6 protein-coding genes and 5 pseudogenes are annotated in these 12317 nt (G+C 57.5%); 4 read left to right on the forward strand and 7 right to left on the reverse strand.

The window, feature by feature from the left end; genetic code table 11:
- The first annotated feature begins 228 nt into the window (after positions 1-228).
- Complete coding sequence (locus NKI66_RS20905; RefSeq protein WP_352752828.1) at positions 229-585, forward strand: hypothetical protein; 357 nt, start codon at positions 229-231, stop codon at positions 583-585.
- A 566-nt stretch (positions 586-1151) separates the two neighbouring features.
- Here NKI66_RS20905 and NKI66_RS20910 read toward each other — a convergent pair.
- Positions 1152-2441, reverse strand: coding sequence for an ATP-grasp domain-containing protein (locus tag NKI66_RS20910; protein ID WP_352752830.1), 1290 nt, complete (start codon positions 2439-2441; stop codon positions 1152-1154).
- Positions 2442-2850: 409 nt separating this feature from the next.
- Between NKI66_RS20910 and NKI66_RS20915 the strand changes: the two are divergent.
- A pseudogene (locus NKI66_RS20915) lies at positions 2851-3039 on the forward strand (IS110 family RNA-guided transposase); the annotation flags it as partial.
- 43 nt (positions 3040-3082) lie between these two features.
- Here NKI66_RS20915 and NKI66_RS20920 read toward each other — a convergent pair.
- The 3 genes and pseudogenes from NKI66_RS20920 to NKI66_RS20930 form a co-directional block, all read right to left on the reverse strand.
- Positions 3083-3226, reverse strand: a complete 144-nt coding sequence (locus NKI66_RS20920) for a hypothetical protein (protein WP_352752832.1) — start codon at positions 3224-3226, stop codon at positions 3083-3085.
- 637 nt (positions 3227-3863) lie between these two features.
- Positions 3864-4427 (reverse strand): annotated as a pseudogene (locus tag NKI66_RS20925) (serine hydrolase domain-containing protein); the annotation flags it as partial.
- A gap of 101 nt (positions 4428-4528) precedes the next feature.
- Positions 4529-4786 (reverse strand): serine hydrolase, encoded by a 258-nt coding sequence (locus NKI66_RS20930; protein ID WP_352752834.1) that lies wholly within the window; start codon positions 4784-4786, stop codon positions 4529-4531.
- 44 nt (positions 4787-4830) lie between these two features.
- On the opposite strand from NKI66_RS20930, the pseudogene NKI66_RS20935 reads away from it, so the two are divergent.
- Positions 4831-5093: pseudogene (locus NKI66_RS20935) on the forward strand (ATP-binding protein); the annotation flags it as partial.
- A 461-nt stretch (positions 5094-5554) separates the two neighbouring features.
- Here NKI66_RS20935 and NKI66_RS32690 read toward each other — a convergent pair.
- The 3 genes and pseudogenes from NKI66_RS32690 to NKI66_RS20955 form a co-directional block, all read right to left on the reverse strand.
- Positions 5555-6712: pseudogene (locus NKI66_RS32690) on the reverse strand (IS110 family RNA-guided transposase).
- 193 nt (positions 6713-6905) lie between these two features.
- The gene (locus NKI66_RS20950; RefSeq protein ID WP_352752882.1) at positions 6906-8354 is read right to left on the reverse strand and encodes a serine hydrolase domain-containing protein; all 1449 of its coding nucleotides are present in this window, start codon (positions 8352-8354) and stop codon (positions 6906-6908) included.
- 802 nt (positions 8355-9156) lie between these two features.
- Positions 9157-10245, reverse strand: a complete 1089-nt coding sequence (locus tag NKI66_RS20955) for a D-alanine--D-alanine ligase family protein (RefSeq protein WP_352752838.1) — start codon at positions 10243-10245, stop codon at positions 9157-9159.
- A gap of 360 nt (positions 10246-10605) precedes the next feature.
- Between NKI66_RS20955 and NKI66_RS20960 the strand changes: the two are divergent.
- Positions 10606-11445: pseudogene (locus NKI66_RS20960) on the forward strand (transposase).
- The last annotated feature ends 872 nt before the right edge of the window (positions 11446-12317 follow it).

The raw sequence follows: 12317 nt of genomic DNA on the forward strand, positions 1-12317 counted from the left end.
GAAAGCGGCACACACAGCCGCGATCCGCTGGAATGGATCGGGCGGCAGCATCGACGCGCGCGTTGCTGTAGCTCTTGGTCTGCGCCAGAATGCCGAGGCAGGTGCGAAAGCCCTGTTCGGGATGCGGCCGGTCGGCGATGACAGCCCGGAAGAAGGCGGCGGTGGAATGACCAATCTTCTCGCCTCAAACACTTGAATCAATGAACACGTCGGTCGAAACGGCTGCGTATGATTGCGCGAAATACCTGCTCACAATCAGAAAAATGCGCAGTCATTGCCCACAACATCGCGCAGCTGCACCGCCGCCTCGCTGAGATGTCGGGGGGCAGCGATGGCGGCGGCCTCAGCGATCTGGTCCGGTCGCTGATCATCGAATTGCACGCGGAAATGGTCGAGCTCTATCGGCGCATCGCCGTCTATGTCCGGCGGATGAGGGACATCTTCCGCAACAGCGAGCCCTGCCAGCGCCTGAGCAGGATCGAGTGTATTGGCCCGGTGACGGCGACAGCATTAATCGGGGCAGTTGGGGCCGAACCTGTTTCAAGAATGTTCGCCAGTTGGCGGCATGGCCGGGCCGTGCCGTAGCAGCGATCGAGCGGCCAGCGAGCTTGCTTGTTCGGCATCAGCAAACGAGGCGACCGCTATTTACGCATTGATGATCACGCGCCGCTTTGGCGGCGGCATGTAGAATCCGCCCATCCTCTGGGTCGGCAACTTGCGGCAACGGCGCCATCCCAATGTCGCGGCCGTCGCCCTGGCCAACAAGAACGCAGCATCGTAGGGGCCATTCTCGCCGGCGACGCATGCTATGAGCCGGCGTTGTCGGTAACGGCACCCCGAGGCAAGCTGAAAAGGGAACAAGGAAGGAGGTCCTACCCCAGCAAGTGCAGCAAATGCAGGAGATGGCCAAACGGTCACCCCCTCGCTTCCCGAACCTAATGCGTGGACCTGCATGGCGTCAGCCAGTGTCGCGGAGGCTTTTGAGGTGGAAGCAGGCGAAACCCATCGAGGCTCGCGGCGAAGAAAAACCGAGCCGCATCACAAAGCCGGATATACGTCAGCAGTTGTGACTATTAATCTGAGCCAGCCAACCTTTTGCAATCGGGAGGGGGGCCATATACATCCTGACATGCAGCAATATTCGGCGACAATCACCTTTTACCCGACGGCACCTGGGCTGGTGCGGCGAGGTGAGGGCTTGCAGATTGTACCCGTTCGCCAAGGGTCGGAAATGGGATGATCGACCAATCGATTAAGTCGACGGCGCGCTGAAGTATTGCCTCGGTCCGAGCACGGCTGGTTGCGGCGGCCACGACATATCCGAGCTTGTCTCCGTAATCGCCTTTCCTGACGATCGGCATCTTGGGTTCAACAAAGAATTTCACCTCGGCCACACCTGATACCGCAGCCGCTCGACTGTCGTCATCGATCCAATCGAGGATGCCATCGCGATCAGGAAGTAGGCTCCGCACAGCGGCAGTGTAAGAACGCCTTTTGCGCAAATCCCATTCGTCGCCGATGACAAGCTTGATGTGCTCGGCTATGAGGTCGACACCGTACGCCAGTTGAACCAGGTGGGGATGAGGCGCGCCAGCAAGACGCGGGTTAACTTCAATGACGACTGGGCCACGCTTCGTCCACCGGAGTTCAATATTGGTTGGCCCCCAGCCAAGGCCGAGGGCTCGCAAACAGCTCAGAGAAACATCGGCGATACGCTTATGCTCGTCGTCAGTCAGCGGAGCCGGCAAGATGGTCTCACGACAGACGAAATACGGTGGGGGCTGAAATTCGGCGGCGCTAATCCCAATGACGTCATTTCCCATTGTATAAACGTTATAAAGGGGGCCTTGTGCGAACTCTTCGACCAGTATCCTCGGCAAAGACCGCCATACGTGCTTCCCACCCAACAGATAGTTCGTATGTTCGGCCACCTCATCGGCGTTACGGCACAATCGGACACCTCTGCTGCCTTCACCCACGGCTGGCTTGAGAACCACCGGCAAGCCGATCTCCGCAGCAGAGCCCTTTACATCCGCCGCATCCGTTGCCAAGCGATAAGCAGGTATTGGAATGCCGGCCTCCGCGAGGAGCTGACGTTGAGTGAATTTGTCGCAGCACCGTTCAATGGATGCGGGGTTCGGTCCCGGTAGATCGAAATGGCAACAGAGCTTGCCAACTGTCGCATAGACCGACTCCTTAGCGCTCGCGATACCAGCAAGGTCATAGGTCACACGTAGCCGGGAACATTCGCGGATGAGCGCATCGAGATTGTCTGTATCGACACGGCATGCCTCAAATCCTCCCGCCGCAAGATAGTCGTACCGAGTTGGATCAACTGACAGGGTAATTGGACGAAGGCCAAGACGCTGGGCCGCTTGGACGTATAGCAGACCATTACCTGTTACATGGCCTTCAAGCAGGATGAGCGCTCTTCTTGCCATTGGCGTGACCTCTGTTTCGTCGCTTGCGGAAGTCGTGAACTTACCCTTCTCAGCGATTTGCGGTTGTAAAGATTCTGTAAAGCTATTTGACAACTTGGCTAACTGTTGGAACTCGATTTGGCCTCTTTTCGACTGAACGACTAGGATGGTGAGGGCCCCGTTCGGCGAACAATTTACGGCTGTGAGGGCCCATCAATTCGACCGGTGGGATTCTATTGTTTTTGCGATAATACGGGCGCGGTCGCTCAGCGTCCGAAATATAGCGCCAGCTACCCTCTCCCAGCGGTTCCTTCTTCGCCTCTTCTGACCGGCAGGTAGTCACAGCAGCAGGTGGCATGAAAGTGGCCGCGGTCACTGCAACATCGGGTCGCCGAACGTGTTGACGGCGTTCGAGGAACAGTCGTACTTCCTGCCTTGCGGCTATCTTATTGGGGTTTCGAGGATCAATAACGCAGGAAGTGCGACCATGCCTGACGATTACTCCATCGGCTTGGATTGCCACAGAAGATCTTGGCGCCATCTCGTCGTTCAGGACAACAGCGGGAACACGCTGCGTTCGGGCCGGGTGAAGAATGACGGCCCTCGCTTGCAGCGTTTCTGGACCGCCGCGTTTTGATCTTGGGACAGGCAACGATACGCCCTTATTTCGGGTTGGCGATCACCACCTTCTTGACATGCGGCGCAACCACAGCTGCAGTGGACGTCTCGTTGCCAGTTGTCTCGATCACCACGACATCGTTCGGCGACAGCGTCGCGGCGAACGCCGCCAGTACATCGCGCCGCATGTCGACGGGCCGAGTCCCTGAGCCTGCGCTCCTCCCATGCCACGGCTTCGGCGACGGTGAATACCCAGTCCGATGATGCGCGTGCCTATTCCCTCCTTCCTGGCTCGGTCGAAAGACGGAAGCTGGAGGGCAACACGACACCTACTGATCCGCGTTCGAGCGCATTCGGGAAAGTCGCGAGGGGCGGCCATGTACCGAACTCGGGCTCTCAGCCCACGGTCTAAAGACGGCCTGCCCACACTTTCGTGCTCCCGGTGACCCACGTCCCGGATGGACTCACCATAAGCCCGTTTCTAAAGAAGAACAGCAGGACAAATAGGCGCCAAAGATCACATACCGGATAACGGCCAGGTCGAACGCATCGTCTAAATTGCCCTGCGGGATGGGGCTTCTGCGAAGGCCTGAGAGACGTCCAACCGCGGCTAGGCGTTAACTGCGCCCGGCCGGGACCGCCGGCGGAAGATAGATTTGCGAACACCAACACCATCCGCCGGGAGGGATGCAGTCGAAGCGCCGACATATCAGCCGATGAAGACGCTCGCGAAAACGTCGGATGACCGCGTCGTCCGGTCTCGGTCCGGCAGATTGTTCCAGTCAAGTACTGACTATGCATCAATCCCGACAGCTATCGTTCGCCCTAAAGGCGCTCCGCTTCCGACATTACTTCCCAGGCACCGAAGCGGTATCGTTCAAGGGATTCTTTTCTCAGCCCAATGACGCTCACCGACATATCCAGCGCCGGCGCGTATCCTGCATAGACACCCCATAAGCCGCCATGTCCATAGACGGTGAAATCTCCAACTTCCTGGATTTGCAGGCCGTGGCCAAAGATGTAGCAGGCGTTCGGATCTCGGGGACTCGCCGTTTTGACGACAGACTCCATGACCTTAATCGTTTCCGCTTTCCTGAAAACGTGCCCATTAAACAATGCGTAGAAAAACCTTGCGAGATCCATCGTCGTCGATACGATTCCGCCGCCGAAGAGATCGAACGGAGGGTCGTTGCCGTAGCTGTCCCAACCTTGGACATAGTTATATTGATGCGCCCGCGGGAGCATGCCTCCGGGCTTCGGTTCAAGCACTTCCCACCAAGTGTCGGCAAGCCCAAGTCGATCGAAATCGATAAGCTTCCGCGCCGCCGCCGCCATGGATTGGCCAGTTACATTCTCAAGTATCGCGCCGAGCATAATATAGTTCGTGTCGCGGTACTTAAACTATTCTCCTGGCGAAAGACCCGGGCCTGCCTCCGTCGCCATCTGTAGTTGCTCTTCCAGAGTGAAGCGATGCTTGAGCTCGCCAGACATCAGCTTGGCACCAGCTGAGCGTACGCTTCCGTGCGGAACATACAGCCAAGCCCGGCGGTCTGCGCTAGGAGAAGTCGGACGGTTATGGCCTTAACATCATAGCCGCCACCCGCAAGAATGTTCGCCTGCGCCAGCGTAATATAAGAACCAATCGAGTGATCCAGTTCGACTTCGCCGATCTCCCACAACCGCAATATCGCAGCGGCGACGAAGGGCTTCGTAACGCTTGAAATTCGAACGGGATGCCTAATCGTCAATGGCTCGCGCCCACCCCTTTCTGCCGTGCCTGCCGCAGCGCCATATTCTGGATGATTGGGGACCGGAAAAACTCAACGATGACCAGCGGCGTGATCTCCTCGAGATCATTGAAGATCGCTACGAAAGACGCTCAACCATCGTCACAAGTCAGGCGCCCGTGGATCGCTGGTGGGAGATTATTGCAAATCCGACGCTTGCCGATGCCATCTTGGACGCCTCGTTCACAACGCCTATCGCATCGATCTCACCGGTGAAAGCATGCGAAAACAGCGCCCGCCAAGCGCACCCGAAAACACCCAAGCTTGACCTCAAACAAAACCCGATCCAAACATCAACCAGACCAGGATCAGTCCGAGAAATGGCCGCCTTCAAATCGGAACGCCGGCCGGAATAAAATCGGAATGACTGGCCGGCTTCAAATCGGAATCAGTGGCCGGCTTCATCGGAATACGCACGTCGGCGGCAACGTTACATTAAGCCGGCAGGTGCCCTGTTTGTAGAGGTCTATATGTTGCAAACCGAGGGGAGCTCGCCATCAGGCGCCGTAAACGCGCCACAAGCTTGTATGCGGTCGATCCTCGCGGATCAAAAACCATGATGCAGCCATAAGCATCGGCGGGGAAGCTCCGGGCGGTGGGCCCATTCTACAGCGGCGCGTCGTAAGCCATGTGAGCGACCGGGATCACCACCACCTCGGATCGTTATCGGCAGACGCTATTGCATCTGCCAAACTTCAATGCTCGTCCTGTCGAACGCTCCTCCATGCTTTATACCGGACGCAGGGCTACTCCTGTCGGGATCTCGCCGGTCGTGACAAGTCGCCAGAATGCAATCAGCAGCTTGCGCGCCAAAGCCACGATCATTGTCTTGCGCGTACCGCCACGGCCATCGGCCGTTCTCGCGCAAAACCAGTGCGCCAGCGCGCTGTCCTTTTGGACAATACCAAGCCAACAGGATCATGCCGTAGCGGACGCGAGCGTTGCCGGCCCGCGCAAGACCTTTCTCGCGCCTGCGTTGGCCGCTGTCATCCGGCGCCCCGGTAAGTCCGGCATAGCGAGCGACGGCTCTCCGATCACGCAGGCCGCGTGAGAGAATCTCATTCACCAGCATGTCCGCAGTCTCGATACCGACGCCGATTATCCGCGAAAGAAGGCGAACCACCGCGAACGGACCCTTCTCCTTGTCTGGAACCACCGAGAGCTGCCGCAATCGCTCCCTGTTCGATCTCGTGGATTTGTTCACGCAACAGGTGAAGCCGTCCGAGATTACGGCGCAACTCTGCTCGGCTTCGTTCCGGTAGGGGCATACCTTCCGCCGTATGCAGAGCCTCGAGTTTCTCGGCAGCTTTGCGCAGATTGGGTTTGAAGGCGCGAATGCCGAAGCGAGCGAGGATTGCCTTGATGCGATTGACGATCCGTGTACGTTCGCGGACGAGATTGTCTCGTTCACGGTTCGGACGCGAGCCTCCTCCTCATTGATGGTTGGGATGGCTGCCATGCCTGCAGTGGCGCTTCTCGCCCCGCAGCCAGCCAAGAAAGGCGCGCATCAGCAGTTCGGTATCGAGGCGATCGGTCTGGCGCGCCGATGTTCGCGGGAAACCGCGACGCTAGATGGATGTATGACATAAGCCTCGACAGCGCGCGCCTGGAGCCAGCGCGCCAACCAAAAGCCGTCGCGTCCAGCCTCATAGGCGACAATGACGCGTCGGACTTCGCGCCCGGCTTGGGTGGCTTCGCTGCGCCAGCGGCGCAACAGCCTGAGCACCGAATCCGGGTCGGCAACGAGCTTCTTGAGAGGACTACGTTCAAAGCCAGGGACCGCGCAGCAATGAGCCACTTTGTCTGGCTCATCTCAATCACTGCGACCAACGTGCTGTCCTGATCAAGGGCGGTAAGGGATTTGCTTGCATCAAGGAATGGTGACATGGGGGCGCTCCTTAGGTAGCTGCTCAACGGCGCCGAGGGTGCCACACGCTCGCCGCCGCCCATAGCATCTACAGCGCTGTTGAGGCCGCGCTCGCGAACGATTGCTACCGACGAGCTAAACCACCCGGTGGGGACGCGATCCCACACTTCATCACACCGCTGTCTGCAGCGCCACGGCATCGGCCGCGTCCGCTCACTTGCCCCTGAGGCCGTCGACGCCGAAGGTGCAGCTTACTGCAAGCTCCTGAACGCGCGGCGGCAAGGTTGGTCCGAGACGCACCGAACACCGCAAAATACCTCGTTCACAGGGCACCAGCAGGTCGAAGTGTCCAAATGCTTCGCAATCCTTGCCGACGATCTCGGCCAGTGCCAAGTTCGGTCGGCCAACTTGACCCATGAGTTCTTCGATCTCAAACGCGCGCTCTCGGTACGGACGATCCAGCGCTAGGTTGGCGAGAAAGATCTCATCAGCGGTGTCGCTGTCCCAATCCGACAAAAGACACATCAGGCGATCAGCTAGGTAGCGGACATCCGACGGCACCTCCGATCTTTGGTGCATGTCGGGCAGAGCATCAAGTACCTTCTCCAATGCCTCAGTGGCCGGCTCCCTAGCTCCGGAATAGGTTGCGTTCTCGAAGGCGACGACGCCGATACCCGCTCGTATGCTCCATCGCATATGCGCGCTGAAGCCGGGGTATCCTCCGCTATGAGAGATGATGCGGCCGAAACGCCTGTCTTCCTCAATACCAAGACCGAATCCGTAGCCCTGCGGACAGGCCGCGCCGATCCACCTAGCGGGTAGGATAGGGCAGGCGATCTGCTGCATTTCGCGTCTCGAAGCTACCGAGAGCACGTCCCCGTCCTTAGCGTCCGCGTCAAAAGCGGCGAACAGCCATCGGCTCCACTTGGCAATATCCGATGGTGTCGAAATCGCTCCTCCGATGCTGGAAAACGCTCCCGGCCCCGAAAACGGCAATCGCACCCACTCTCCTGCCGCTCGACGATAACCGATCGCCAAATTTGAGCTTGGAAGCTCGGAGAAGTCAAAAACTGTCGAGCGCAGGCCGAGGGGTTGAAAAATCATTCTCGCCACAGCTTCGCAATAGGGTAGCCCGGCCACCTGTTCGATGACCTGGCCCAACAGCGCATAGCCGAGGTTTGAATACTCGAACTTGGACCCGGGCACCGAGTGGAATCGAATGCCGCACGCAAGAATTTCACGGAACTCGAGGGCTGAGATCGCTTCCTGTCGATCGGCCCAGGGATCGTCGTAGGCTAGGCCACCAGACATCGACATCAACATCCTGATAGTTGGTGCTACCGGTGTCGATCGCGGAAGCATGGGACGAAGCTCCGGAACGAAGTGCGTTATCGCATCGTCAAGGTTCAATGCACCCTCGTCCCTCAGGACCAGGCACATCGCCGCTGTGAAGCTTTTGGTGCAGGACGCGATCCGAAAAAATGTCTGCGCATCGGGCAGCTCGCCTGCGTCATTTTTCCTGCCAACAGCCCCTTTGAACAGTGTTCCTGCCCTGTCGAACACGACGAAACAAACACCAGGTGTCCGCGCCTCCTCAACACGTGCTCGGAATAGCCGGCCGATCTCGGTCTTGAGCGCGGTAGAGCCTGTGCGGCGTCTCACACTCAACGCCGTTACCTCCCTCTATGTGGATTTGCCATAACGCTCATCTTAATCAGGTCGCGCCGACATATTCTCATGCCTAGTTTCCTTCTGAATTAGTGGCGCGGGCGACGAGGTATTGAGGATAGTATCCCTGGCTAAAGCAAAGTGCGCGTCAGGAGGCGTCAACTGCTGAAACATACACTGCAGAACTGGCGCGGTTTTGAAATATCGCTGCCCGGGCTCCTGCATCTTGATCTGAGTAAACGGCGCGAACCATCCCGTGGCGACTTTCGGCACTAAAGCCAAGGCCACTAACGACGGCCGCCTCGAGAGGGCCGTCGGCAAGGACCCGGATTAGTAAAAATTGAGAAGGTTGATGGCGAATTCCAGGAGGAGAGGACATATCCGGGAGCCGCCGACCCCAACAAATCGCCAGGTAATCGGTGGCGACTGGCCTTCCGGAACCTGCTTGGGACGAAGCCTTATGCCAGGAACGATCCACAAGATTATCGGCAAGCTTCCCTAAGCTGTAGGAAATCCAGGGGTGATGCTGGGCAATGTGTCGGCTTCTGCCAAACCCTCCACAAACGTCTCCACTGCGTCATGCGCACAGGGTAGCGCTGGAGGCAAGAGCCGCCAATCGAGGGCCTGGTTCGCACCCCTTGTCTGCCGGCAAGATGTCGAAGCACTGCATCGTCGAAATCAACACGTAATCAAAACCGCGAAGCCATCGCAAACCTGCCGCTTGTAAATGGCTTCCGGTCCGCGCCATCTGGGCAATCCCACGACAATGTCGCGTTCTGGTTTGATCGAATATTTCTTATTCGACAAGATGAGGTTTCCTTTTGAATGAACTTGACTTTGATGCTAGCATGGATATCAGATCTAAGGCGGTCTTTCCATGGTGGTGGAGCATTTTTACGAAGAGGCTATTTTGCGTCAGTGATGGAATGGAGTTGCACTCTAAAAACCATACCTCATATTGATCAGTAACCTTAAAATCAACTCTGGCAATATTGCATAGATCGCTGCTATTAGCAATAGACTTTGTTATGTACTTTAACTTATCAGACATATCTTCATGCGATCCAACTACTTTCCTCTCGGCCAGACTGTCGGTACTTTTCTCATCATACCCAAAAAAATCTCTGGCAGTCTCAATCTTAATGACGGGGAGAAGTATTATATCCGACGAAGTAATTATACACCCGCAAGAGTAATCGTCACCAGGGATAAATTCTTGGAGTAAAGCGCCGCTGTCGTACTTGAATATTGCGCTAAGAAGGGCGCGGATATCGTACTCTGACTCGGCAATGCTATCGAACAGTCCAGTAAATAATGATGAGCCGAGCGAATTTGGTTTCACTACAATTTGGCCATGACGTAACTTTGCGCTTTGAATTGCGTCAGCCACATAGCGAGGTCTTACTAGTGTTGTCTTCGGAACTCTCACGATGTCAGTGGGCAATATCGAGGAAACGAATGACGACATTGCGTACTTATTCATCGTCAACGATGCAACCTGCGGGTCACCGAAAGTGCCTTTTAAACCTGAAAGCGCTGCGATCGTCTGAACTCCTCCGTCCTCGCCAAACTGCCCGAGCAATAAATTTACGACGTATTCCTTGCGTCGTTCGATCGCATCAAAAGTGGCGGAAAGGGTAGATCCAGGAAGGGTGCTCGTATCGGAGAGGTAGGCCGTAAGCTCGGAAATAGTAAAATCGTTGTGGAACGGAATTGTTCGGACAAGACCATCATCGCGACTGAGGTGATACATATTCTTAACAGAGAATGATCGATCCCTGCGAGGCATAGATAAGTATGAGGAGATGATGTGTGTTAATGACGAAACGGATGTATTATATTCGCTTGAGATGCCTCCGAATACGAACGAAACTGCAAGAGGCATATTGATCTCCTTTATCTGCCGATAGGACTCAGATTATAGTAGATTGTGGTTTCCAGGAGCTGCCAGCCTTGGTGGCTTGACGCAGGCCACGATGGTACGGCTTCGGGCGGTCGAACGGCACGTAAGGCATGAGTTCAACGCGGTTTTTGGGACATCCAGTTCCAGGCCAACGATCCCAATTGGAGGGATAAGTCCCGTAGCAGGTCATGGCGCAGACAACGCGTATTGCGATGCGCGCTCAGAGTCGCCTGCCAAGTCCAGCCGGAACCTATGTCGGTGCAGAGCTGGACACCTCGAAGAACCTCTCCATTTCGGCGCATTTCTGATTGAATCGGCCGGTGATTTGCCGGGAAGAGACGGATGCGGGGACAGGTCGGGTTTTGGGACATTGACGAGCGCTATGTGCGGCTGAGCGAGGCCGGCGATCCGCTGGAGAAGCTGAACGCGCTTGTGCAGGGGGAGATTTTCCGCAATCCGCTGGCCAAGGCGCTGAAGCGTTCCGATGGCGCGAAGGGTGGTCGGCCTCCTTACGATCCGGTGATGATGTTCAAGATCATCGTTCTGCAGGCGCTCTCCGGCCTGTCGGACGACCAGGCCGAGTTCCAGATCCAGGGCCGGCTGTCGTTCATCCGGTTCCTCGGGCTGGGGCTCGGCGATCACGTGCCGGACGCCAAGACGATCTGGCTCCGCGAACACCTGACGCAGGCCAAAGCGGTCGAGAACCTGTTCGCGCGCTTCAACAAGCACCTCACCAAGGCCGGCTACCTGGTCATGGGCGGGCAGATCGTGGACGCGACCATCGTGGCGGCACCCAAGCGGCGAAATACCGACGCCGAGAAGGCCGACATCAAGGCGGGCAAGATTCCGATGGCAGGAGAAGCCTGCCAAGCTGCGCCAGAAGGACCGGGATGCGCGCTGGACGGTGAAGTTCTCGAAGGCCAAGGTGGCCGAGATGGAAAGACGCAGCAGCGCGACATGCCGTTCGAAAGGCTGACCGATGAGCGAGGCGACGTCGCGGGCCAGCGGCCGGCGCCACCATCCGCCCTTCGTCCAGCACGTCTTCGCGCGGCTGAAATCCCGCATGGGCCTGTTCGTGCGAACGATAGGCACGGCGCGGGCCAAGACCAAGATCGCATGGCCAACCTCGCCTACAATCTCACCCGCTTCGTCTGGCACCAGGGGCGCACTGCGCCCGCATGATGCCAAGGCGGTCAATGCCGCCGCAGCGGCGCCACGATCGGCCCGTGCATCAAAATCATCGAACAAAAGACCAAACGCTCGGGGGATACCATACCAGGTTGTGCTCTCATCGCGGACCTAAACCCTCCGAAATAACGGTAGTTCGAGGTGTCCAGCTGGAGCGAAGTTCATGGTTTGAGTGAAGAGCTGCTGCCCGCCTTTGGTACCGTAGTAGTCGCCGGCGCCGCAAAGCTGGGGTCGGTCCCACTCGCATTTGCGGCGGAACGATAGTACTACTACTACTACTACTCGCCAGCGAGGCGGAGAGGCTACAGGTTCCCCGCGATGAACGGAGACCGAGTGGAATAGGCGCCGCTACTGCCGCAATCCCTCAAGCGCGTAGAGGCTACGTGGTCGGTGTTAGTCGTGCGTCAAGCAGAACCGACCACCTGCTCGCCTGCCGCTATGCGGACAGGCTTCCTCCTGCTCGCGCATGTACGACAGCGAACAGCGCAGCTGCGGAAAGCTGAGGAGTTCGTCGCTCTCAATGTGATGCGCTTGTCGGAGGGGCGGCGCATCGGGCATCTGCCGAGCTCATTAGGATCGGACGGACGGCCATCAAGGTAGCGCTGTCCGTTGAATTCGAGCCGGCCCATCGACAGTCTCTGCTTTCGTTGCCTATGCAATCAGGCGCCTGCTTTGATGTCGTCGAGCGGTCAGATCGGGGATCGGGGGCGGACATGGTGGTACTCTGCCTTTGAGAGAGCGGCGGACCCCATCATCTCGCTGCCATCGACCCTGATCACCCTCGCGCGCGATCGGTTCGAGTGCCGCACGGAAATTATGATAGCACTTCAGTGCTATGGTCGTGCAGTGAAGCGGATCGTGCCGAG

Source organism: Mesorhizobium sp. M0518 (genome assembly GCF_040321125.1).
Taxonomy (GTDB): Bacteria; Pseudomonadota; Alphaproteobacteria; order Rhizobiales; family Rhizobiaceae; genus Mesorhizobium.